The organism is Pustulibacterium marinum, assembly GCF_900116665.1.
In the GTDB taxonomy this organism is placed as follows: Bacteria; Bacteroidota; Bacteroidia; order Flavobacteriales; family Flavobacteriaceae; genus Pustulibacterium; species Pustulibacterium marinum.
The window spans coordinates 41011-66940 of record NZ_FPBK01000005.1 but is presented as its reverse complement, the minus strand read 5'-3'; the positions used below and the strand labels follow the sequence as shown (position 1 = coordinate 66940).

Annotated in this window: 19 protein-coding genes and 1 tRNA gene; 13 read left to right on the top strand and 7 right to left on the bottom strand. The window is 35.6% G+C overall.

What is annotated here, in order from left to right:
• Positions 1–6 precede the first annotated feature (6 nt).
• The 13 genes from BM383_RS08695 to BM383_RS08635 all read left to right on the top strand — a co-directional run bounded on the left by BM383_RS08695 (position 7) and on the right by BM383_RS08635 (position 15832).
• Positions 7–2007: a penicillin-binding protein gene (locus tag BM383_RS08695; protein WP_093024744.1), complete on the top strand. Its 2001-nt coding sequence runs from the start codon at positions 7–9 to the stop codon at positions 2005–2007.
• Positions 2004–3467: a UDP-N-acetylmuramoyl-L-alanyl-D-glutamate--2,6-diaminopimelate ligase gene (locus tag BM383_RS08690; protein WP_093024743.1), complete on the top strand. Its 1464-nt coding sequence runs from the start codon at positions 2004–2006 to the stop codon at positions 3465–3467. The genes BM383_RS08695 and BM383_RS08690 overlap by 4 nt, the downstream gene beginning before the upstream one ends.
• A gap of 6 nt (positions 3468–3473) precedes the next feature.
• Positions 3474–4718 carry a phospho-N-acetylmuramoyl-pentapeptide-transferase gene (gene mraY / locus BM383_RS08685; RefSeq protein WP_093024742.1) on the top strand — a complete coding sequence of 415 codons (1245 nt, stop codon included), beginning with the start codon at positions 3474–3476 and terminating at the stop codon, positions 4716–4718.
• On the top strand, positions 4719–6053 hold the full coding sequence (gene murD / locus BM383_RS08680; RefSeq protein ID WP_093024741.1) for a UDP-N-acetylmuramoyl-L-alanine--D-glutamate ligase: 1335 nt from the start codon (positions 4719–4721) through the stop codon (positions 6051–6053).
• 13 nt (positions 6054–6066) lie between these two features.
• On the top strand, positions 6067–7287 hold the full coding sequence (locus BM383_RS08675) for an FtsW/RodA/SpoVE family cell cycle protein (protein WP_093024740.1): 1221 nt from the start codon (positions 6067–6069) through the stop codon (positions 7285–7287).
• Entirely contained in the window at positions 7274–8365 is a 1092-nt protein-coding gene (gene murG / locus BM383_RS08670) for an undecaprenyldiphospho-muramoylpentapeptide beta-N-acetylglucosaminyltransferase (protein WP_093024739.1), read from the top strand. The genes BM383_RS08675 and murG overlap by 14 nt, the downstream gene beginning before the upstream one ends.
• Positions 8362–9708, top strand: coding sequence for a UDP-N-acetylmuramate--L-alanine ligase (gene murC / locus BM383_RS08665; protein WP_093024738.1), 1347 nt, complete (start codon positions 8362–8364; stop codon positions 9706–9708). The genes murG and murC overlap by 4 nt, the downstream gene beginning before the upstream one ends.
• Positions 9705–10421: a cell division protein FtsQ/DivIB gene (locus tag BM383_RS08660; protein WP_093024737.1), complete on the top strand. Its 717-nt coding sequence runs from the start codon at positions 9705–9707 to the stop codon at positions 10419–10421. Before murC ends, BM383_RS08660 begins: the two co-directional genes overlap by 4 nt.
• A gap of 3 nt (positions 10422–10424) precedes the next feature.
• Positions 10425–11801, top strand: a complete 1377-nt coding sequence (gene ftsA / locus BM383_RS08655) for a cell division protein FtsA (protein WP_093024736.1) — start codon at positions 10425–10427, stop codon at positions 11799–11801.
• Between the two features lie 17 nt (positions 11802–11818).
• Complete coding sequence (ftsZ, locus tag BM383_RS08650) at positions 11819–13876, top strand: cell division protein FtsZ (protein ID WP_093024735.1); 2058 nt, start codon at positions 11819–11821, stop codon at positions 13874–13876.
• Positions 13877–14016: 140 nt separating this feature from the next.
• Positions 14017–14463 carry a GatB/YqeY domain-containing protein gene (locus tag BM383_RS08645; RefSeq protein ID WP_093024734.1) on the top strand — a complete coding sequence of 149 codons (447 nt, stop codon included), beginning with the start codon at positions 14017–14019 and terminating at the stop codon, positions 14461–14463.
• Between the two features lie 14 nt (positions 14464–14477).
• Positions 14478–14551, top strand: a tRNA-Arg gene (locus BM383_RS08640).
• Positions 14552–14635: 84 nt separating this feature from the next.
• Entirely contained in the window at positions 14636–15832 is a 1197-nt protein-coding gene (locus tag BM383_RS08635; protein WP_093024733.1) for a site-specific integrase, read from the top strand.
• Here the strand turns inward: BM383_RS08635 and BM383_RS08630 are convergent.
• The 7 genes from BM383_RS08630 to BM383_RS08600 all read right to left on the bottom strand — a co-directional run bounded on the left by BM383_RS08630 (position 15825) and on the right by BM383_RS08600 (position 25882).
• Positions 15825–17696, bottom strand: coding sequence for a hypothetical protein (locus BM383_RS08630; RefSeq protein ID WP_093024732.1), 1872 nt, complete (start codon positions 17694–17696; stop codon positions 15825–15827). The genes BM383_RS08635 and BM383_RS08630 overlap by 8 nt on opposite strands.
• Complete coding sequence (locus BM383_RS08625; protein WP_093024731.1) at positions 17671–19806, bottom strand: hypothetical protein; 2136 nt, start codon at positions 19804–19806, stop codon at positions 17671–17673. The genes BM383_RS08630 and BM383_RS08625 overlap by 26 nt, the downstream gene beginning before the upstream one ends.
• Positions 19806–20207 carry a hypothetical protein gene (locus BM383_RS08620; protein WP_093024730.1) on the bottom strand — a complete coding sequence of 134 codons (402 nt, stop codon included), beginning with the start codon at positions 20205–20207 and terminating at the stop codon, positions 19806–19808. The genes BM383_RS08625 and BM383_RS08620 overlap by 1 nt, the downstream gene beginning before the upstream one ends.
• Positions 20207–24529 (bottom strand): phage tail tape measure protein, encoded by a 4323-nt coding sequence (locus BM383_RS08615; RefSeq protein WP_093024729.1) that lies wholly within the window; start codon positions 24527–24529, stop codon positions 20207–20209. The genes BM383_RS08620 and BM383_RS08615 overlap by 1 nt, the downstream gene beginning before the upstream one ends.
• A 111-nt stretch (positions 24530–24640) precedes the next feature.
• Positions 24641–25069, bottom strand: coding sequence for a hypothetical protein (locus BM383_RS08610; protein ID WP_093024728.1), 429 nt, complete (start codon positions 25067–25069; stop codon positions 24641–24643).
• Position 25070: 1 nt separating this feature from the next.
• Positions 25071–25307, bottom strand: a complete 237-nt coding sequence (locus BM383_RS08605; RefSeq protein WP_093024727.1) for a hypothetical protein — start codon at positions 25305–25307, stop codon at positions 25071–25073.
• 167 nt (positions 25308–25474) lie between these two features.
• Positions 25475–25882: a hypothetical protein gene (locus tag BM383_RS08600; protein WP_093024726.1), complete on the bottom strand. Its 408-nt coding sequence runs from the start codon at positions 25880–25882 to the stop codon at positions 25475–25477.
• Between the last annotated feature and the right edge of the window lie 48 nt (positions 25883–25930).

Here is a 25930-nt window from a genome sequence, read left to right as displayed (position 1 = left end):
AAGTACATGGCAGTAACCGATAAAAGCATAGTGAACAGATTGTACGTGGTAGCAGGATGTATGTTTTTGCTAGCTATGGCTGTGTTTGTAAAGTTGATAGTTATCCAAACTGTTGACGGCGCTAAATACCGCGAGCTTGCAGAACAACGTACCGTTAAAAACTTCACAATTCAACCAAATAAAGGTAATCTGTATTCCGATGATGGAAGTTTACTGGCAACTTCGGTTACTAGGTATGATGTCCATTTTGATGCGGTTACTTCTTCCAACGCAAATTTCGAAAAACATGTCAAAGCATTGTCCGATTCTTTAGGAAAGATGCTTGGAAAAAATAGTGCTGGTTTACAACAAAGATTACGTAAGGCGAGGAGGAATAAAAACCGCTATTATTTGATTGCTAGAAATTTAAGTTATTCAGAATACATGAGATTGAAAAATTTTCCACTTTTCAATCTTGGTGCATATAAAGGAGGTGTAATTACGGAGCAACGTACCGTGAGAGAATATCCGTTAGGTTCTATTGCAAAACGTAGTATTGGGTATTACAGAATGACCAGTGACGGAGTTGTGAAACCTGTTGGTTTAGAGCAATCTTGCGCAGCATACTTAGATGGAGAAGTTGGTCACCGCTGGAAACAAAAAATAGCAAAAGGTCTTTGGAAACCTATCAATGATAATAATGAAGTAGAACCAAGAGATGGTTACGATGTTATTTCAACGATTGATATAGGTATTCAAGATATCGCCCACCATGCATTGCTGGAACAACTTGAAAAATACAAAGCAGATCATGGAAGTGTAGTGGTGATGGAAGTGGCTACCGGAGAAATCAAAGCCATTTCAAATCTTGGTCGTTCTAGTGACGGATCATATTATGAAAAGAAAAACTATGCTGTTGGAGAAGCACATGAACCTGGTTCAACGTTTAAATTAATGGCAGTAACTGCTGCTCTTGAAGAGAAAGTTGTGGATACCAGTTATATGGTAGATACCGAAAAAGGTGTAATTAAATATTATGGTAAATCGGTTCGCGATTCACATCATGGTGGTTACGGAAAAATTTCTTTGGCCGAAGCTTTTCAAGTTTCTTCTAATACCGGAATTGTAAAAACAATTCACGAAAAGTTTTCGGATGATCCAAAACGTTTTGTGAATCGGTTAGATGCTATGAATGTGGCGCAGCCTTTGGGTTTATCTATTAAAGGAGAAGGAACTCCTAGAATTCCACATCCGGGAGATAAATACTGGAGTGGTATTGCTTTGGAATGGATGGCTTTTGGGTATGGAGTTAAAATTACGCCGTTGCAAACCTTAACGTTTTACAACGCTATTGCCAATAATGGCGAAATGGTAAAACCGCGTTTGATTAAAGAGGTGAAGGAGTGGAATAAGTCAGTTTCAAAATTTGATAAGGAAGTAATTAATCCCAAAATCTGTTCGCAAGAAACTGTAGATAAAGTAAAACAGTTGCTGAAAGATGTTGTTGAAAAAGATCACGGAACGGGTCACAGGTTGTATTCTCCAAACTTTTCAATGGCTGGTAAAACAGGAACTTGTCAAAAAGATTATAGAGATAAAAGCAAGCTAAATTATATATCGTCTTTTGCTGGGTTTTTTCCGGCAGACAATCCAAAGTATTCTTGTATTGTGGTGATTCATGAACCGGATAAGAGTATAGGATATTACGGAGCAGATGTATCGGGGCCTGTGTTTAAAAAAGTAGCTCAAAAAATTTATACCAGTTCTCCTTTGATTGATACTATTGATGATCTCAACAAGGTGAACGAAGAGACTCTCGCGAATTACGAAGATTACTATAAAAAAGCTCAAACCGAATATAAAACTATTCCAAATGTAAAAGGAATGGTAGGTATGGATGCAATTTCTATTCTTGAGAATTTAGGTTTACAAGTTGAAGTTAAAGGAAACGGAAAAGTTGCCAATCAGTCGGTTCAAGCAGGAGAAATGATTCAGTCTAACAAAAAAATAGTACTCACATTATCATGATGATGTTGAAAGACATATTGTATAAAGTAAGTATCGAAGCGGTTTCGGGTGCTACTGCTGTGCCAGTAAATCAATTGCATTTTGATTCCCGTCAAGTTTCGTTAGACGATGTTTTTGTAGCTATCAAAGGAACTGTTTCAGATGGTCATGCTTTTATAGAAAGAGCAGTGAACCAAGGGGCTGTTGCTGTAGTTTGCGAAAAATTACCAGAAGTCATGGTGAATGGCGTAACCTATGTTCAGGTGGCAGATTCTCACAAAGCACTAGCTATAATGGCTTCTAATGCTTTTGGAAATCCATCTGAAAATTTACAATTAGTTGGCGTTACGGGGACAAATGGTAAAACTACTGTTGCTACTTTGCTACATCAATTATTTACCAAAGCTGGTTTTAAAGTTGGTTTACTTTCAACGGTAAAAGTTTTGGTAGGAGATGAAGAATTTCCTGCAACGCATACAACGCCAGATCCTATTAGCATCAATAAATATTTACAAATGATGAATGATGCCGGGGTTGAATATTGCTTTATGGAAGTAAGTTCACACGGAATTCATCAACGTAGAACCGCCGGATTAGTTTTCGCTGGTGGAATTTTCACCAATTTGTCTCATGATCATTTAGATTATCATAAAACTTTTGCGGAATACAGAGATGTGAAAAAATCGTTTTTTGATCAACTTCCAAAAAATGCTTTTGCATTGGTAAATGTTGATGATAAAAACGGATTGGTAATGTTGCAAAACACCAAAGCCAATAAAAAAACATACGCTTTAAAATCATATGCCGATTACAATGCTAAAATTTTAGAGAATCAATTTTCAGGATTATTAATGAAAATTGAAGACAATGAAGTTTGGTCTAAGTTAATCGGTTCTTTCAATGCATACAATCTGTTGGCAATTTTTGCAACAGCAGATTTATTAGGGTTGGAAGAAATGGAAGCTTTACGCTTGGTAAGTGAGTTAGAAAGTGTGAGCGGGCGTTTTCAGTATATAGTTTCAGAAACCAACATTACGGCTATTGTAGATTATGCGCATACGCCAGATGCTTTAGACAATGTGTTAGGAACTATTAACGATATCAGAACTAAGAATGAGAATCTGATCACCGTTGTGGGTTGTGGAGGGAATAGAGATAAAACAAAGCGACCAAAAATGGCAAATATTGCAGCAAGCAAAAGTTCAAAAGCCATTTTTACTTCGGATAATCCTAGGAATGAAGACCCGCAAACCATTATAGACGAAATGGAAACGGGAGTGCAACCAACCGATTTCAAGAAAACGATATCCATTTTAGATAGAAAACAAGCAATAAAAACGGCTTGTCAAATGGCGGAACCAAACGATATTATTTTGATTGCCGGAAAGGGGCACGAAACCTATCAGGAAATCAAAGGAGTGAAAACAGATTTTGACGATTTAAAAGTCGTGAAAGAATTATTAAAACAGCTGGATAAATAAAGACCAATGCTTTACTATTTATTTGATTATTTAGACAAACAATACAATCTCTCAGGCGCGGGAGTGTTTCAGTATATCTCTTTTAGAGCGGCAATGGCTATTATTTTTTCCTTGTTGTTATCTACCATTTACGGTAAACGAGTGATCGATTATCTTAGAAAACTTCAAATTGGTGAAACAGTACGCGATCTTGGTTTAAAAGGTCAAAGTGAAAAAGCTGGTACGCCAACCATGGGAGGTTTAATTATTATTGGAGCTACGTTGATTCCGGTATTGTTATTCGCAAAGTTGGATAATGTGTACACCATTTTATTGATTGCAACCACCGTTTGGATGGGGGTTATTGGTTTTGTAGATGATTACATAAAAGTTTTCAAAAAAGATAAAGAAGGTTTACAAGGGAAATTTAAGATTGCAGGACAAATAGGAATCGGAGTTATTGTTGGTGTTACGCTTTATTTTCATCCGGGTGTTTTGATGCGTCAAAAATTACCTGCGGATGAAATTGTTCAGATTGAAGAAAATACTACAACTTCAGATGATAATGCAGCTCGCTTTTATCAAGCTGAAAAATCTACCAAAACTACAGTTCCATTTTTAAAGAATAATGAGTTTGATTACGCAAGTATCTTAACTTGGATGAGCGATGATTTAGCAGATTATGCTTGGTTGATATTCATTCCAATAGTCATTTTTATTGTGACAGCCGTTTCAAACGGAGCAAATTTAACGGATGGAATTGATGGACTTGCTGCAGGTTCTTCGGCTATTATGGTTGTTACACTAGGTGTGTTTGCTTGGGTTTCTGGTAACATCATTTTCTCAGATTATTTAAACATCATGTACATTCCTCGAGCGGGTGAAATCACCGTATTTATAGCGGCATTTGCTGGGGCGCTCGTTGGATTTTTGTGGTACAATACATTTCCTGCTCAAGTATTTATGGGCGATACAGGAAGTTTAACTATAGGCGGAATCATTGCAGTAATTGCAATTGCTATTCGTAAAGAATTATTGATTCCATTACTATGCGCCATCTTTTTTGCAGAGAATTTATCGGTAATGATTCAGGTGAGTTATTTTAAATACACCAAGAAGAAATATGGCGAAGGCCGACGAATTTTTCTCATGGCTCCATTGCATCATCATTATCAAAAGAAGGGCTATCATGAAAGTAAAATAGTAACTCGTTTTTGGATCATCGGAATTTTAATGGCAGTGTTAACCATTGTAACCTTAAAACTTCGATAAATGCAAAAACTGGTAGTGCTTGGTGGTGGCGAAAGTGGTGTAGGAACTGCCATTTTAGGAAAGAAAAAAGGTTTTGATGTTTTTGTTTCAGACAAAGGCATTATTAAAGAAAAATATAAAAACGCTCTTACAAATTTTAATATTGAATGGGAGGAATCTCAGCATTCTGAAGAGGGAATCCTAGCGGCAGATTTGGTAATGAAAAGTCCGGGGATTCCAGACAAAGTACCTATGGTGAAAGCCATTCGTACCGCGGGAATTCCAATTGTTTCAGAAATAGAGTTTGCTTCGAAGTATACCAATGCGACCCTAGTGGGAATTACCGGAAGTAACGGAAAAACCACTACAACCATGCTTACCAATCACGTCCTGAAAAATGGCGGATTGAATGTAGGAATGGCAGGGAATATTGGTGACAGTTTTGCGCAAATGATTGCTGAAGCAGATTTTGATACCTATGTGCTAGAGATTAGTAGTTTTCAGTTAGATGATATTCATGATTTCAAACCGCACATTGCAGTAATCACAAATATTACGCCAGATCATTTGGATAGATATAACTATCAATTTGAAAATTATATCGAAGCGAAATTCAAGATCACAATGAATCAAACTTCAGAGGATTTCTTGATTTACGATGCAGATGATGAAGTGATTTCTGATTGGTTGAGTAAGCATAAAGTGAAAGCAACGCTGCTTCCATTTTCAATAGAAAAAGAATTAGAACAAGGAACGTTTTTACAACAAGAAAATATTATAACAAAAATAGATAATTCAGTTTTTACCATGTCAAAAGACACATTAGCGTTAGAAGGAAAGCACAACACCAAGAATGCCATGGCGGCTTCTACTGTTGCGCAGTTGTTGAAGATTAGAAAGCAGACGATTAGAGAGAGTATGGAGACGTTTCAGGGTGTAGAACATAGGTTGGAGAAAGTATTGAAAATTCAAAATGTACAATACATTAACGATTCAAAAGCTACCAATGTTAACTCTACTTTTTTTGCTTTAGACAGTGTTACATCGCCAACAGTTTGGATTGTTGGTGGGCAAGATAAAGGAAATGATTATGCTTCCTTAATGCCATTGGTAAGAGAAAAAGTAAAAGCAATTATCTGTTTAGGACTTGACAATGCTAAAATTATTGATGCTTTTGGAGCAGTGGTAGATGTGGTTGTAGAAACTACTTCTATGAGTGATGCTGTGAAAATAGCATACAAAATTGCTGAGAAAGGAGATAACGTTTTGTTATCGCCAGCGTGTGCAAGTTTTGATCTTTTTGAAAACTACGAAGATCGCGGAAGACAATTTAAAGAAGCAGTTAGAAATTTATAAGAGAATATTATAAATGCAGCAATTATTTAAAAACGTAAAAGGAGATAAAGCTATTTGGGCAGTGGTTGCCTTGCTGGGCTTGTTTTCATTTTTACCGGTCTATAGTGCTAGTACCAACTTGGTGTATGTTGTTGGTACAGGAACCACTATAGGATATTTGCTGAAACATGCCTTTTTATTGCTTTTAGGTGTGATTATCATGTACGCAATACACAAAATTCCTTATAGATATTTTAAAGGTATTTCAATCTTATTGGTGCCTTTGGTGATTGTATTGCTTGTGGTTACCCTTGCGCAAGGAACTACTATTGGAGGAGCTAATGCGGCTCGTTGGATTCGTATTCCAATTGTTGGGATGTCGTTCCAAACGTCTACGCTCGCCTTTGTAGTGATTATGATGTATGTAGCAAGATATTTGGCAAAAAATAAAGATAAAGAAGTGACTTTTAAAGAAAGTCTGCTTCCATTGTGGTTGCCGGTAGGAATGATTTTAGCTTGTATTTTACCAGCTAACTTTTCTACAACAGCCATTATATTTTTCATGGTTTGTGTGTTGTGTTTTTTAGGTGGATATCCTATCAAATATTTAGCGGGAATTGTGGGTGCTGGAGTTTTGTGTTTAACAATATTCATTTTGGCAGCGAAAGCATTTCCAGGAGTTTTTCCAAACCGTGTAGATACTTGGATTAGTAGAATTGAAAATTTTTCTGATGGTAGCGATACCATGGAAGATTATCAGATAGAAAAAGCAAAAATAGCCATTGCAACAGGTGGAATTGCAGGTGTTGGGGCTGGTAAAAGTGTTATGAAAAACTTTTTGCCACAATCTAGTTCCGATTTTATTTATGCAATTATCGTGGAGGAATATGGCATGATTGGCGCTTCAATATTATTGTTGAGTTATTTATTTCTATTGTTTAGAATAGTCATTGTAGCGCAAAAATCAGATACTGTTTTCGGTAAATTGATAGTGATAGGAGTTGGAATGCCAATAGTTTTTCAGGCATTTATCAATATGGCGGTAGCGGTAGAATTATTTCCGGTTACAGGACAAACATTACCATTGATTAGTAGTGGAGGTACCTCTATTTGGATGACGTGTTTGGCACTTGGAATCGTGTTAAGTGTAAGTGCAAAAAGAGAAGAAGTAAAAGAGCAAGAAGAGTTATCGTCTTTGTTAAATGAAGGCGAAGATGAATTAAATCCGTTAGAAGTTTTAAGTGAGCAATTATAAGTTTATTATATCAGGAGGAGGAACCGGCGGACATATTTATCCGGCGATTGCCATTGCAGACGAGTTGAAGCGTCAGTTTCCTGATGCTGAATTTTTGTTTGTAGGAGCTCAGGATAAAATGGAGATGGAAAAAGTGCCGCAAGCTGGTTACAAAATCGAAGGTTTGTGGATTGCCGGTTTACAACGAAAGCTAACGTTAAAGAATTTATTATTTCCAGTTAAACTCATGTGTAGTTTATGGAAAGCACGAAAAATAGTAAAGCGTTTTCAGCCTAGTTTGGCGGTGGGAACCGGAGGTTTTGCAAGCGGACCGTTATTGCAAATGGCGGCATCGGCAGGAGTGCCTTGTGTAGTGCAAGAGCAAAATTCGTTTCCGGGGATTACCAACAAGATGTTGGCAGCAAAAGCAAAGAAAATTTGTGTTGCTTATGATAAATTAGATCGATTTTTTCCAGCTGAAAAGATCGTGAAAACAGGAAATCCTGTACGTCAAGATTTGTTAGAAGTGGATAGCAAAAGAACTGAAGCATTACAATTCTTCAATTTGGATGCAACAAAGAAAACAGTCTTGATTCTTGGTGGTAGCTTAGGTGCAAGAAGAGTCAATCAATTGATAGAAAAAGAATTGAATTTCTTTCAGCAACAAGGTGTTCAAATTCTTTGGCAATGTGGAAAATTGTATGCTGCAGAATATGAAAAGTATAATGCTAATGAAAATGTACAAGTTTTACCATTTGTAAAAGAAATGAATTTAGCTTATGCAGCGGCAGATGTAATTATTTCCAGAGCAGGAGCAAGTTCGGTAAGTGAACTTTGTATTGTGGGAAAACCTACGATTTTCATTCCGTCACCAAATGTGGCAGAAGATCATCAAACCAAAAATGCCTTAGCTATTGCAGAAAAAAATGCGGCTATTTTAATTAAAGAAACTGAACTTGATACTGAATTTGAAACCAAATTCGATACGTTGATCACTGATGAAACCTATCAAAAATCACTTTCAGAAAACATAAAAACATTAGCGTTACCAAACGCAACAAAAGATATTGTAGAAGAAATTAAGCAATTGTTGAATTGAATTTAGATACAGTACATAACGTTTATTTTATCGGCATCGGAGGAATCGGAATGTCAAATCTTGCTCGTTATTTTCATATGAATGGAAAGAATGTAGCTGGGTACGATAAAACGCCATCTGATGTAACAGAAATGTTATCGGAATTAAACATTCCTGTGCATTTTGAAGATTCAATTGCTAAAATTTCTGAAGAATTTAAAAATCCTGAAAATACTTTAGTGGTGTTTACGCCGGCAGTTCCTAAAACGCATGCTGAACTCAATTTCTTCAAAAATGAAGGTTTTCAAGTGTGTAAGCGAGCAGAAGTATTAGGCTTTATAACCAAGAATTCTTTTTGTTTGGCTGTTGCCGGAACTCATGGAAAAACTACAACTACGGCTATTTTAGGCCATTTGTTATATGAAAGTGGAGCTAGTGTAACAGCATTTTTAGGAGGTATTTCAGAAAACTATAATACCAATTTCATTTCTTCAGGAACCGAGTATTCTGTAGTAGAAGCAGATGAATACGATAGATCGTTTTTACAGCTGTCGCCAGATGTGGCGTGTATCACTTCTGTAGAAGCAGATCATTTAGATATCTATGGAGATGAACAGGGAATAGTAGATTCGTTTAAAGAGTTTACAACAAAAATAAAACCGGGGGGTAAGTTGTTTGTAAAAAGTGGTTTGGCTTTAAGTGGCTATACATACGGGTTGGAAGATGATTCCGATTACTGTATCAAAAATATCACAATACAAAACGGAGCCTACTGCTTTGATTTGGTTACACCAATAGAAACATTCTCTGGTGTAGAGTTTAACAAACCTGGGAAACACAATTTGTTAAACGCATTAGTGGCATTTGCGATGGCGACTCAGATAAAGTCCCCTAAAACCGGTCGCCTCGTAAATGCTCTTAAAACGTTTAAAGGTGTAAAGCGCAGGTTTACATATCAAATTCAGAAGGAGAATTTGGTGTATGTAGATGATTATGCACACCATCCAACAGAGATAGCGGCACTACATCAGGCAGTAAGAGAAATGTATCCAGGAAAAAAAGTGACGTTAGTTTTTCAACCACATTTGTTTAGTAGAACCAAAGATTTTGCTGATGAGTTTGCAAGAGAATTATCAAAGTTTGACGAAGTATTGCTGTTAGATATTTATCCTGCACGAGAGGAACCAATTGCTGGGATCACTTCTCAATGGTTACTTTCTAAGATTGAAAACGACTGTAAAAAAGTAGTGTTTAAAGAAGAATTGATTTCAATTTTAAAAGAAAAAGAATTAGAAGTTTTGGTTACGGCCGGAGCTGGAGATATAGGAAATGAGGTTTCAAGAATCAAAAAAGCATTTGCATGAAAAAGTTAAAACCATACATACAAATTGTAGTTGCGTTGGTGCTTTTCTTTTCGCTCTTTGCTTTTTCTGATGGAAGAAATCAACGTAGAAATCTTAAGGATGTTGAAGTGACATTTGCAGGAGATCAAAACCTTTTTATAACGGAAGAGGCTGTTAATAAATTGTTGGTACAAAGTCACGAAAATGTTACGAATGTAACAAAAGAAGGTTTAGATTTGAATAAATTAGAGCGTATTCTGTCTAATAACCAAATGGTGAAAAAGGCAGATGTGTATGTTTCTGTAAGTGGGGAACTTAAAGCAATTGTTCAGCAAAGAAAGCCTTTGGCAAGAGTAGTTGGTAAGTCATCATTTTACATAGATGATGAAGGTGAATTGATGCCTTTGTCGCAGTATCACTCGGCAAGAGTTCCGTTGGTAGAAGGTAAAATCACTGCAGACAATCAAAAATCAGTTTTTAAAATCGTTCGCGAAATAGCGCAGGATGATTTTTTAAAGGAAAATATTGTAGGAGTAAAAATTGCTCCAAAAGGATATTTTTTAAGAATGCGTTCAGATGATTTTGAAGTTATGTTGGGTGACGAGACCAACTTGAAATATAAAATAAAGAAACTAAAAGCCTTTTATCAAAAGGCGCTTAAAGATAAAAGTTTAGATCAGTATAGCTGGGTGAACTTAAAATACGGCAATCAAGTAGTGTGCACCAAAAAATAAAGTATGGAACACAAAAATTACGCAGTAGGATTAGATATAGGAACCACGAAGATCGTGGCAATGGTTGGTAGCGAAAATGAATATGGAAAGATTGAGATTTTAGGTATCGGCAAGTCTAAAAGTTTAGGCGTTCACAGAGGTGTTGTCAATAACATTACTCAAACTATTCAATCTATTCAGCAAGCAGTACAAGAAGCAGAAAGTGCGGCAGGGATAGAAGTTGAAGATGTGGTAGTAGGTATTGCAGGGCAACACATTCGTAGTTTACAGCATAGTGATTATATAACCAGGCCTGGTTTTGATGACGTGATCGATGATTCAGATATCGAAGCACTTTGTAATCAGGTTCACAAACTAGTGATGCTACCTGGAGAAGAAATAATACACGTTTTACCGCAAGAATATAAAGTAGACGGACAAACAGAGATTAAAGAACCAATTGGAATGTATGGTGGAAGATTGGAAGCCAATTTTCATGTGGTAGTAGGTCAGGTTTCGTCTATTAGAAATATAGGTAGATGTGTGAAGAGTGCTGGGTTAGAGCTTGGCGGTATCAACTTAGAACCATTAGCTTCTGCAAACGCAGTTTTGAGTCAGGAAGAAAAAGAAGCAGGAGTTGCTTTGATAGATATAGGAGGTGGAACCACAGATTTAGCCATTTTTAAAGATGGAATCATTCGCCATACCGCAGTAATACCTTTTGGAGGAAATGTAATTACTGAAGATATTAAAGAAGGCTGTTCTATTATAGAGAAGCAAGCAGAGTTGTTAAAAACAAAGTTTGGTTCGGCTTGGCCGGGAGAAAATAAGGATAATGAGATTGTATCTATTCCTGGTTTAAGAGGTAGAGAGCCAAAAGAGATTACGCTTAAAAATTTATCAAAAATTATTCATGCGCGAGTTGTTGAGATCATAGAACAAGTTTTTGTAGAGATTAAAAACTATGGGCATGAAGAACAAAAGAAAAAACTTATTGCGGGAATTGTTTTAACCGGTGGCGGAAGCCAGCTAAGGCACTTAAAACAATTGGTAGAATATATTACAGGAATGGATACCAGAATAGGATATCCAAACGAACATTTGGCGGGTAATTCAGATTCAGATGTGGCAAGTCCTGTATATGCTACGGCAGTAGGTTTGGTAATGAAAGCATTGGAAAATAACAAACTGAAACCAGTGGTAGAAGAGCTGGAAGAAGTGGAAGAGGAAATTCCAACGCAAGAAGTACCAGAAATAGAAGAAACACCACAACAACCAACAAATATTCAACCGGAACCAGAAGAGAGAACCTCAAACACGTCGGATGACAAAACAAGAAAAAAATCGTTCTTGGATAAGTTTACCGATCGGTTAAAAGATTTTTTAGATAACGCAGAATAAACCAGAAAAAGAAAAGTATGACGAACAACACAGATTTCGGAAACATTTCGTTCGATTTACCAAAAAACCAAAGTAACGTAATCAAGGTTATAGGTGTAGGTGGTGGCGGTAGCAACGCTATCAACCACATGTTTCAACAAGGGATTAAAGGAGTGGATTTTGTAATTTGTAATACCGACGCTCAGGCATTGCAAAACAGTTCTATTCCAAACAAAATTCAATTAGGAGTTTCACTTACCGAAGGTCTCGGAGCAGGTGCAAATCCTGATGTTGGAGAACAAGCGGCTATTGAAAGTCTGGAAGAGATTAAAACAATGTTAGATACCAATACCAAGATGGTTTTTATCACTGCCGGAATGGGTGGAGGTACTGGTACTGGTGCAGCTCCGGTGATAGCAAAACTTGCAAAAGATCTTGATATTCTTACCGTTGGGATTGTAACCATGCCTTTCATGTTCGAAGGGAAAATGCGTAATGAGCAGTCTCAAAAAGGTATCGAGAATTTACGTAAACATGTAGACTCTCTTATTGTTATCAATAATAATAAATTAAGAGAAGTGTATGGTAACCTTGGTTTTAAAGCTGGTTTCTCCAAGGCAGATGAAGTGTTGGCTACGGCTTCGCGTGGTATTGCCGAAGTTATTACACATCACTATACACAAAACATTGACCTTCGCGACGCAAAAACCGTGTTATCTAATAGTGGTACGGCCATTATGGGATCTGCACAAGCGACAGGGACTAATAGAGCACAGGAAGCAATTGTTCAAGCATTGGATTCTCCATTGTTAAACGACAACAAAATTGCAGGTGCTAAAAATGTTTTATTGCTTATTGTTTCCGGAGCAGAAGAAATTACTATTGATGAGATTGGTGAAATCAATGATCATATCCAAGATCAAGCAGGGCATAGTGCCAACATCATTATGGGGGTTGGTGAAGATGACAGTTTGGGAGATGCCATTGCTGTAACCGTCATTGCTACGGGTTTTAACCTAGAGCAGCAGCATGATATTGTAAATGTTGAAGCAAAAAAGATAATTCATACGTTGGAAGATGAGCAGAGAGCTACTCAAAGCTTGTCTCCAAAAGCAACGGCTTCTACGTATCAAATTGAAAAAGTAGATGCTCCAATAGCTGAAGAAACTCCAAATGCTCAGGATGCAGTTGTTCAAGAAGCTCCTGTAGAGGAGGAAGTAAAAGTAATCAAGCATACTTTGGAAGAAGAAGTAGAGGAAGAGGTTGTGAAGCCTGTGCCTACTTTTGACGGTTATGTATCAACTACAGATGAAGTAAAAGAAATTGATGTAGTAGCGCACGAATCTTTTGAGCAAAAATCTGAATATTCTTTTCTAGAAGAAGATGATTTTGTGATTGTAGATACGGCGCAAATCAATTCAATCGAAGAAAATGTAGAGCCAGAAGTTGAGGGAGAAAAAGATCAATTTGTATTGAGTTTCGATATGCCTTTCGAGGAAGATGAAATAGATGATGCGGTGGCTCAAATGGAAGACGAAAAGGAGAATGTAATCATGTTTGATCTTTCGGAAGAAACAGAAGAAATTGAAGTAAAAGAAGCTTTAGAAGTAGTTCCTCCAACAGCTAACGAAGACGGAGAAATTCGTTATAGCTTGGAAGATTATATGGATTTTGAAGCTGAGTTGGAAAATGCAAAGCCACAATCTCAGGTTCAGCCAGAAGTTAAGAAAGAGCCTGCAAAACCAATTCAGAAAAAAGAGGAGTCTATAGTTTTTGAAAAGAAAACAGTAGCGCAAGAAGTTGTTCAGGAACAAGAACAGGATGATGTAGATCCTTTCAATATTCCAATTTCAGATACACTTAGAAGCAGAGCAGATGAGCGTAGAAGAAAACTGAAAGATTTCAACTATAAGTTTAATAATAATATTAACAAAATAGAAGAAATAGAGAAGGAGCCAGCGTATAAAAGAATGGGGATTGACTTAAATCCGCAACCAACTATTAGCAATGCCTCTAGATTATCTTTGAGTAAAGATAGTAATGATGAGTTGCAGTTACGTAGCAACAATTCCTTTCTTCATGACAATGTAGATTAATTTTATCTAGTTATATAAAGAAAGCCCGGGGTGTAATGCTTTGGGCTTTTTTTGTTCCCTTTGAAGGATAAAAATAGCTTTTTAAAAAGACGAGTTATCAGTAAAAAATTAGTAATTTCGCAATTCAAAAAATTAAAAAGATGAGTTTACAAGCAGATGTGATGACTGCCATGAAAGCAGCCATGAAAGCAAAAGATTCAGTAGCGTTAGAAGCATTAAGAGCTATAAAATCGGCTATTTTGTTAGCGCAAACCGAAGCAGGTTCTAAAGAACTTTCAGAGGATGAAGAAATCAAAATGTTACAAAAACTTGTAAAGCAACGTAAAGATAGCGCTGCTATTTATACGGAGCAGGGAAGAGCAGATTTAGCAGAGCCAGAAGTTGCACAAGCTGCTGTAATAGAACAGTTTTTACCAGAACAACTTTCTGAAGAAGAAGTGGAAAAAGTTATAAATGAAATTATAGCAAAAACCGGAGCAGAGAGCATGAAAGATATGGGGAAAGTAATGGGGATGGCTTCTAGCGAATTGGCAGGGAAAGCAGATGGTAAAACCATTTCTACCATAGTTAAAAAACAATTATCCTAAATAAAGGTAATTAAGGCTCCGTAGTTCAACTGGATAGAATATCAGATTTCGGCTCTGAGGGTTGGGGGTTCGAATCCCTCCGGGGTCACTAGTCAAAGTTTCATTAAGCACTACCAAATACATAAAACACTAATAAGCAACTTGTTAAGTTTAACTTATAAGCGTTTTTCTAATGAAATTTTTGACACAAGATCAAATTTTTGACACACTGATTGACACAAAGAAATTTTATGTGTCAATGAATACTAGATTTTATGTACGACAGACCGTTAATAAAGATGGACTGTCTCACGTATACCTTTCAATTACTCATGGTGATCAGAGAGAAAGGATCCCTTTGAAAATTTTCGTGAATAAGAAAAAATGGGATAAGAAAAAACAGCGACTCAAGGGAACAACTCCCGCTACAATGGACATAAATTTAATTCTGGATAATATTTCTGGAAAACTCACTAGTATAAAGACTACTTACCGACTTAGTGAACGACAATTAACTCCGGCGACTCTTAGAAAAGAACTTCAAGAAGGTATGCCCAGAGTCAATTTTTGTGCTTTTATGAAACATGCTATAGAAGAGGAAAGACCTATTCTTGCTCCAGGAACTTACAAAAGACACTTGGCTGTCTATAACAAAGTAAAACAGATAAAAGAGGAGCTGCTTTTCTCAGATATAGATTTTGATTTTTTCTCAGATTATAGAAAGTTTTACAAGAAGAAGAAGCAAAACGACACCACTATAAATAGTAACATTAAAGTGATTAAAAAATACCTCTTTTTAGCTTCTAAAAATGGAATAAAACTAAAAATAGATCCACGTGATGTCAAAGGAGGTAATACTAATGGAAACAAAACATATCTTTCTCCAAAAGAAGTTATAAAACTACACGAATACTTCTTATCTAAATTTATAAATCCTTCGCAAAAGCTAGTGCTTGGATACTTTCTTTTTAGTTGCTATACAGGGTTGAGATTTTCGGATGTAATGAATATAGAGCGTAGAGATATTCAAGAAGGCTTTATTTCATTTACGGCTAAAAAAACTAAAAAGTTGCAAAGAATTCAATTAATAGAACAAGCAATTGAAATTTGTAAATACCCTCTAATTTTTGAAAATAAACTGACTAATCAATTTTCAAACAAGGAAATCAAAAAAATCATGATTAATAGCAACATAAAAAAGAAAGTTTCTTTTCATGTTGCTAGACACACCTTTGCAACAAACTTTTTAATTGCCGGAGGCAAAGTAGAACACCTCCAGCAATTACTAGGACATAGCGATATTAAAGAGACCATGATTTATACTCATATAACCCGAGTGGAAGCAAACACAGATCTGAAGTTTCTAGAAAAACTCATAAAAATCAAATAGACTCAAGCTCCAATTCTATTTCATAGGTCATTAAGGTTTCGTTTGTTTTTTCAATTGTATTTACCAAATGGAATCTATTATATGCGAAAATTACAGATTTGTTAGAAAGATTAATTACATCCATCATTGAAGCCTTAAAGCTCCATTGATAGGAAACAGAATTAATTCTATTTTTTAACCAATTTTTCCAATAATTATTAAACACTGCAGGAACCAACAATGATGAAGAATCCAAACTTTGATTTTTATCTGAAACCAAGCCATCATACAAAACCAAGCATAGACGATCTGTTCCATCAATAACAGTATATGCACTAGTTGTATTGGTTTTAAAAGATAATGGAAGAGGAAGTGCGTCTATAGTAACCTCAGTTGTTTTATCGGTTAAACTGTAACCAGAAGTTTCTATACCATTTTCACTATAAAATATACTTGTAAAGGAATACTCATAGCTATCTACATCCTTAAATTTTAATTCCCATGATAAGCCCTTATTAAATTTTCTTACTGGAGCTTTGACCTCAAAATTAGACAGATCTATTGCTGACGACTTATTTACCTGTTTAGTTATAAAGTTCATCAAGATATCTGATCCTTCAATCTCTAATGATAAATTGAACCAATTTCTAACAGCAGTAACAGCAGCTCCAAAAGTCATATCTGGAACACACTTCGTCAAATCTATTTTATTGGCTCCTAACAAGGCCGGAACTATTTCACCACTATTGTCATAAACTTCAAGAGGTGTCACAGTTAGATCCACTATATAACCATCTTCATAATAATCAACTGCAGAAGTTAGAAATCTAGATTCTACAGAAATAAGTACAACTTGATTTTCAAAATCTGTAATATCTACATTAAAATCTATCGCATCTAAATCGTACTCTACAATAGCACTATGGTCATATTCAATTTCCTGAAGAAGATCTTCTCCAAATTTAAAACTCGTATAGCAATAGCTGTGAAATCTCCGTGAATGAACATTCCCTGCAATTTTATATTTGCCATTCATAGGAAATTCTATGGTTCGAAAATATTTACACATCGTGGTATAAAAGGATGCGCCATTATAATTGCCTTCACCAGTAGCGTAGATAAAAGTAGTTTCATAATCTTCCACCATTACAGCCACTTCATCACTATCCTCTCGCGTGTTTGAATAATAATCGGACTTACTATATATCCAAGCTTTCTGAAGCTCCTGGATATTCAGGATATCTCCTGATAGGTTGTAACCTGCATTTTGGAATCCCACCTGCAAAACGTACAGCAAATGAGGTAATGGTTGCAGAATGTTTTTATTCTTTATTGATCCATCATCTAAATCCACTACATTTTGGACAAACTGATTATTCACATAATTATTTATTTTACCCAAAAAATCTCCCCATTCTTCTGAAGATGTATCAAAATCATCTGTATGCAATAGCGGGAAATTATAATTTACCGATGGCCAAGATTGATTTACTATAGTCCCTGCATGATCTGCTAAATTGGTTTCCAGATCTATTATATCTAAAGGTAATTCAGAAAGCTTCTTATCCCAATTGGGAAGCTCATCAAAACCAAATATTATTTGCACCGTGGCATTTCTGCCCTCTAAATCTTCTAGGTCCATGACAGCTTTTTCATATTTTCCATCATGAAAGAACAAACCATTGAAGTATGTTTTTTTCTCCGTTGAATTATGGTCCAAAATAAACCCCATAGCCTCATCTAATTCATCATCAATAGTAATCGTAATCGGATAAGTGGATTTTGTAAAAAAATTAGAGTAAAACCAGTAATTTTTTTCAATTTGAGTAATTGAAAAATGTTTTAGATCTAGATTATAATTAGAATTTGAAAACCTGAAAAACATAGTCTGCATTTATTTTAAATTCAACATCATAATAGAAAAGCTCTTGATCTGAACTTTTATTTTCAAGTTCAGTAGTAGTGCTATTCAATAGTAGAACCTTGGAACTTCCCTGGTACAATTTCCAAACTTTCTTTGCATACATTAAAGAACTGATAATCTCATAACCGGTGCTTAAAACATATCCTGTATTGATAGTTAAAATATTGTTCTTTAAAATCTCCAAGTTTTCACTAAACTGAACATTATTTTTAAATGAAGTATTTGAGATAAAGTCTAATTCATCTTTCAGTGTATAGTCACCAGTAAATTCAAAAATCTTCAAGCAACCATATTCATTACTCCAGGCTATAAGGTTACTGTTTTTTGAATCTGGAAAGACTATAAATTTCTTTGTATAGTTACCTAATTCGGTCATGATTATAATTTCTATGACATCTCCTTGAGCATAGGAATTAAAATTCTTTAATAAAGTAAACACATACTCATCCGACGCATTGTAATACTCTATTGATTCCTCCTCATCATTTACCAATGTTTTTATCTGGTAGACACCAGGAAGTTTCGCAAAACTCACTGTAGCTATGGAATTGATAGTAACACGCTCAGAAACATCTGTCACTTCTAGAATTCCTTCAGAACTAAAGCCTTCCGGAGTAACCCCTTTAAGCCACAAAACATTATTAACAGTACCGGAATTGATCACTTCTTCAGTGTCAATATTCATTTCTTCAAGTGATATAGACACTTTGGCGGGTTTATACACAGGAAATACTCCTTCAAGATCTGATATAGATCCTTCGAGATAATCTGCCGGAGCATTTAATTTCTTGATTGCAGTTTCTATTATGGTACCAGGATAAAACTTCGCCTCTCCTCCAAAAACAGGAACAGATCCTTTATATATTTTATCTACATATGAAGATGACGCATAATTGTAAATTTTCATAGACATAACCACATTGACTATTGAATTTGGTTCAACAGAATTGACGGTTACATAATGATCATCTAAAGTGAAATTTAAACTTTCCGAAAAAGTTGTATTAAAAAACGGCAACACATTCACCACTATAGGAACCTGTAGACTATCACCACCGGAAGAAACAGTTATATACCCCTCATAACTTCCCACAGAGAAATTAGATGCACTTACTATACCTACTTGAATTTCTTGTGGTCCATTTCCTTGAATAACTGAACTATATGCCCAGCCTATAAAAACATCTACTGTAAAATCTTCTTGCGTTAAAATAAATAGATCCTTTGGATCTATAACTGAAGAACCTTCAAAAACATCGAATTCTAGAGCTTCCGGAAAAACAACCATTGGTTGATCTGATTCTTCTTGATTTCTAATAAAATAGAAATTCGAAATATTACCATTGCTACTTATAGAGCAGCTATTAAAGGTGATGCTATTTTGAAATAACAGTAAATTAAGTACGCTCACACTTATTTCCATAGAACCAGAACCAACATAAGTTTTTGTAGTCAGGTAAACATTATCTAATGTCAACCCTTCAGCAGTCAAAGTAAATTGAGAAGGTACTTTTATTTCAAAATCTCCTTCAGCTGAAACTACAATAGTTTCAATACCATAACCACCTTCAGAATATTGAAAATAAGTATTTACAGGTGTTACATAAGCAGTGTCTTCAGACACTACCGTTAAATTAACCGATACGGTTTTCTCTTCTAGATAAACCTCTGTTTCTCCAGATAAACCATAAGCTTTATAAATAACCGTAAGTGAATAGTCACCAACATCCAACAATCCTAATCCGTTGAAATTTATATTTAAAATTGTATTTAGATTAGCTTCAGATAAAAGCAATCCATTTTCACCAGTATCAGCAACAGTTCCAGATACGATTGCAAAAATATCGTTGGAGAAATTAGTTTCGCATTTTATGCGATATGAATCATAATTGAAAGACTCATCTGCGATGAAGTTTTTAATTCCTATTACGGCATTGATATCTGCAGGACTATCATTGCCTTGAGAATACGTTAAATTATAAACTGAAGGGAGCACTACCCAATCAGCAAAATACAGATCATTGTTATCTGAAGGATTAAAACCAGGAGTTGGAGAAATAGGTATAGGCATTAGTTTATGTTTTCAGGGATTTCAGAAATTGTTTGATATTGAATATTGTTTAATACTTGAAATGAAACAGCAGAAGACGAAAACCACACCTCTAGATAGGTCTCTTTTAACTTGTATTGAATTCGATCTTTATAGACCAATTTTGACGATCCGGATAGTACATCATCTATCGACTTTACAAGATCTTTGTACATCATCTCACTTGCGGTAATAAAGGATATACATTTAACTTCTACATTTAACCCGGTTAAAGCTCTTGCTGAATTACCCGTTAAACCAATGCTGTTCCTCTTGATTTCATCTGCAAATTTTAATTCTAAATAATCTATTAATTTATTACAAGCCACATTCACAGAAGCCAATGAAAATGTCTTGTTATTAGTAAAATGATCATACCCCATTACACTATATTTTTATTAATTATCCTTTTGTAATTTTTCACACCTTCATCAATATTTTTCATTGATTTATAGTCTTTATTTGAAACTCTAGCTTCAATTCCTCTTTCTTTTATTTCACTCATTACAGCGGTATTTTCTTCCATTACCTGCATCACCTTTAATAGTATTGCATCTGTGGTAGGTGAGCTGCTACTAGATGTTTTTGGAGAAGAACCTACAGGAACTTCATAACGTTTTAGATGATCATTATAAAGACCATTTTCAAAACCTTTAACCCCGCGTAGCTCCCTAATCAGAGCATCCTTAACTTCAGGATTCATTTTTCTAAAGGCATTATTATCAATTACAATTTCAGGTTTACTACCCTCTCCAGCCAAGAAGTAAGTAGGCTTACTTACTATACCCGATTTGGTTTTACCACCATAAGAAGCCTTGAACATTTTACCATCCTGCTCACGCTTCACGTAATCAGGATATAATCCCTCTTCGTAACCTTTAGCTATCGTTTGTTTTTGAATTGTGGCCACTTGAGCAAGTCCCATAGCACTTACTAACGATGCTACCACCATAGACAATGGCCATGCAAGCGTTAATGCTTTACTGACACCTTGAGCCGTATTTGTAATTGCCGACACAATAGCTAAATCACGCTCGCGCTTAGCTTGTTTGTATTGTAATTCAGCTTTCTTTTTATCAAGATCATTTTCTAACTGTTCCAGTTGATCATTGTATTGTCGCTGGTTTATAAAACCATTGGCCAATCGTTTATCTAAAGCTTCCTTTTGAGCTGTTTGACTTGCTTCATATTGCGCCATTTTAGCATTCTCTGAAGCGGTGATATAATCATTATATGTTTTCCATGCCTTTTGAAGAACGCCTATAACAGCATAAAGCTCTTCGAATTGAATTTTTCCTTTATTCAAATTATTGAATAAATTACTCCAATCCTGCGCTGTCATTCCCAGTAAATCAACTCTATTATCTAACCCTTTTGAAGCAAAAGGATCTGCACCTCCTTTATTTCTTAATTCAGCTAAAGCCTTTTTTATTTCAGCAATTTTATCAAGGATTTCTTGTTTCTGTTTTTCAGTTAACAATTCAAGATTCAAGCCCCCGGTTCCATTATCATCAAGTAAGACCTGATAATCTTTTAGAAGCTTCTTTAAGAACTCTTCTTGAGCCCTGAGTTCCTCTTGATTGTATTTTTCTGTTAGTGCTTTTTGAGCTTTTTTATTATTCTCTAGCGCGGCATAGGCTTCCTCATAATTTGTATCTCTGATTACCTTTTCTCGATCATATTTTTCCTTCGCTAATTTTACTGCGTCCGACACTCCATTAGCGTAAATAGTTCCCAAACGATTTTGGTGCAGTGCCTCTTCAGATTCAATTTGATCGTTTATTTGAGCTAATTCCTCTTTAATAGCTGCTTTGGTAGCGGCTATTGTAGAGCGCTCTTCTGAAGTTAGTTTCTTGCTAGGATCTGCTAAGTCTGAATTTAATTGATTTTCTAGGTCCTGTAGTTCTTTAGCCCTAGCTTCCAGATCATGTAATTTGTTCTTATGATTTTCCTGCTCAAGTAATACTTCTTTTTGAAAACCATCAGAAATTAATTGTAAGCGATCATTTTGAGCCTTTTTCTCAGCCTCATACGCATCGTCCAATTGCTTTTGCAAGCCCTTCAGATATCGATTGTCTTTTGGCGCATCTGGAGACGTAACTACAATTGGCACCCACTTTCCATTTCTATAAACATACGTAACCCCGTCGATCACCTGAGTCTCTCCTTCTTTCGGTCCATCTGAAGAAACATTAGAACCGGTTTTGATATCAGCTTCTAATGCTTTCATTTGCGCATCAATGTCACGTAGCTGCTTCTCTTTTTCATCCAGTCCGCTCTCAGCCATAGTCTGCGCTACTAATTTTTCTACTTTTTTATTGGCATAACCTACAACCTGCCCGGTTTCTTTATCAATTACACGTTCAATTGTTTTTGCATCTATACCTAACATTTTTGCAACCAATTCTTCTACATCACTACGATCTTTCATATGAGTAGATTCTACACCAAACTTCCTCCAGATAGATTCGAAAAAGTTATCTACACTACTATTGTAATCTTTAGAGGTAGTATTTTCAATATCTATTCTTTGCGATGCTAAATCATCAAATTTTGCCTGAGCTGCACGCGCACGCGCATTCTTATATAAACTTTCCGTATATGCATCGAGAATCTTTTTACCTTCAGCAGTGGCAATATTTTCTTTAGTTATAAATCCTATGTGATCTGGTATAATTGCATTCAGCCTTTTCAGGTAAGTTTCTTTATCCTCCATAGAGGTATTTTCATCTTTGATAACACCTACAAGTTTCTCAAGCTCTCTTTTCTCATTATCAATCCTCTTTAATGCATCTACATGAACATCATTAATATTTTTTTGAATCTTAGAGGCAGTTGTCACTTCTTCCGAAAACATTTGATACGCTACTACTACAGCACTTAATGCAGCTAAAGCTAAACCCCAAGGCGTGGTTTTAAGAGTAGTAGCCATAATTCTAAGAGCTTGGACAGCCCCTTTTAAATTACCACTTAGTAACATAGTCACAGCAGCATAAGATTGAGTTGCAACAGTAGCTATTCCCTCAGCAACTGCGCGAGCTCTTACAGCTGCATTGTATAATACCGTTCCGGCAGTGTTACGGTTGGTCCATAACAAAACTAATTTTTGCCATGCTACATTAGTTACCAGGGCAGCAGTTATCACCGCAATAATCTTAGCTGTAAAAACAAGTGTTTTTCTCCATTTACCTACAGAACCATCTGCATCCTCTGCAGCACCAATGAATTTAGCAAACCACGTAACGGAGTCTTCTAGCCACTTAACAAACCCCTCTGGAGTAACCATACCAATAACTTTTCTTTTAACTTTTTCTAACATTGCGGCTAAATTGTTATTCTTAAGGTTGTACTCATTAGTAAGTGAAGTAGCTTCTTCCAAAGCTTTATTACTTTGTTGTTGTCGTTCACGAAGTAAATTCGTAGAACTAGATAGAGCAGCTAAAGCAGCTACCCCACGAGAACCACCAACTTCCAAATCTTTCATTTTTTCTAAAAGTATCTGGAGTCCGGAAGAGTCTTTATTTAACCCTTCAAGAAATAGGAGCATAGCTTCGTTAGCGTCAGTCTGTAAAAGAGTAGAGAAGTCTTTAACAGACATTTGTGCTATTTTAGCATACGTAGAAGGATCTTGAAACATATCGGCCCAAACCTTGTTCATTGCAGTAGCAGAAACTTCTACACTTTGACCTATTTCATCGAAAGTGGCAGCATAAGCAACGTTATCTGCAGCTGAAATTCTAGCTTGAGAAGCAATACCTGCTTGTCTTTTTAGGTAGTCTACTAAAAAACCTGCCTGGTTAGATCCAGAAGCAGACACTTCATTAATAGCAGAACCTAAAGCATTCATAGAACCCGCGAAATCTCTTCCCGTTTGTTCACCCACTCTGTAGATATCTACCATTTTACCCACATCTCGAATAGCAGTTTCCCCAAGATCATCTCCCAAGGCAACTTTCATTTTATTGGCTTCGGTTACAAACGCCTGTATATTTTCGGTGCCTTTAATACCGAGACGCCCAGCCTCTTCTGCCAGTTTCAGCAATTCTATACGAGCTGTACGCGTTTTTAATAGCCCAAAAGACTTTGTTAGCTCATTAACTTCATCCTTTGTTAAGCCAGTCGTCTTTTGTACATCTGCCTGCGCATCTGAAAGCTTTCCGGATATATCTATTAGATTTTGAATGGAGAGTACCACTCCAGTAAGAAAAGCAATAAAAGAAGCGCCTAACGCGGCATAACGGTTAAAACCATCCGCCAAAGATTTTATAGAGAACTTTGCTAAAGCTGCTTTTCCTTTTAATTCATCTAAACGTGTAGAAACTACTTTTAATTCTGCTTCATATTTTTTGTAAGCTGCTGTTCCTGGTACTGCATTATCTAATTGAACACGAAGTTTACGAGCTTCACTTCTAAGTTGCTTCATAGTCATACCGGATATACCGATTTGATCTTGTAGCCCTTTCATTTTTGCTCTGTTGTTATCTATTTCAGTTTGATTAGCGTTTATTTCTGAAGTTAAATGCTTCCATTCGGCAGTATGCTTTTTTCCTTCACGTTCTAAAGCTCTACGCTCATCTCTTAGTTTTTTGTTGTCACTTATTAAGGTTCGAGTAGACTTGTCTAAATCGTGTAATTGTTTTTGAGCAGGATCTCCATTGATTATAATGGAGAGTTTAATTTCTTCATCTGTGATTGTCTTTGCCATGGTAGCGATTCTTTAGCTTTGGCTAAAGTGGCAAAAGATGAAGTCTTTAGGTGTAACATGAAAAAAGCCACCTTATTAGGTGGCTTAAAGTTATTTTAACTTGATAAATAATTATTTTTTTGTTTTTTCTCCATTGTTACTTTTAACCTTACTCATAAATAATGAAGCTATAGCTATTAAAGTAACACCAGTAAAAATCGTCCCTACTACCTGATGATCATGCTCAATTAAAAAATATGAAAGGTACATTCCTCCAGCTAGTAACAGAAAAGAAAAAAATAAACCTAAGTAATTGATCCATCTAAGACCTTTTTCAGTTTTAGCTACTAAATTTACCCTTTTGATGTAAACATCATGCCTGAAATTTTGTTCTTTTTCTGCTCTAGATTTGAGCCATTCAATAATATTGGGATCTAATTCGTGTAATTGACGTATTTCAGCTGCATCAGGCAATAAATTATCATCAAAAACTTCTTCAACATAATGTCCTTGCTGATTTTTATCGCGGGTTATTTGCGCTCTACGCCTTTGTTTAGCCATTTTATTTTTCCTCTAAAATTTCTTCCCTTAATTTTCTCTGGGCTTTTTTAGTGTCTAACAAAACTCTATTAAAATCTCCCTTTAAGCGCTTTTTATCATCGCCTGGATTAGGAATAATAGAAATGTCAAAAACCTCTTTTCTCATTTTTGTTACCTCTTCTGTAGAATTATTTAACTCTCCAGTAAATGAATCTACAATATTCAGAATAGCATTATTAAATTTTAAAATGTAGTCCATGATTAAGTAATATTAGTTTTATAGGTCTGTTAAAATTAAATATTTTATCTACATACACAAGTTAAAGTTCTTATATAGTCGATTAAATACATGTTTTATTACACTTTTTAAGTGTTTTTTAACCTATCGGTGTATCAAAATACAAAAACGGGTGCAAAAGTATAAATTTAATTTACAACTTCAAAAAGGTTAGAATATTCGGTGATAATGTAATCATCATCATCAACCAAGACTAGATGATCTTCTTTTTTGCACCAGAGATTACCAGGATAATAAGAAGTACGGTTTTCTGCAATTACGGTTTCAGTATTTCTATATACATTATCGCATTGATATCTTTCTTCTAGTTCTTCGTATAGAAGCTCTCCATTTAAAAAAGCATTTACAGCACTTTTGCTATAGGCCCAAACATTTCCGGTATCTAAAAAAACAATTTTAATACATTCCCGATCGGATTCACTGTTAAGTATAACTTCCAGAGCCTTTTTGAAGTTATAATTTCTAAGAGTTCTATTCGCACCTGTTTGAAATACGAATTTAAAATTTGTAGGTTTTTGATTTTCTGACTTTGACATAAGATTGAAAATTTATTATTAATAAATGGGGAGGTGTTGTCAAAGTCA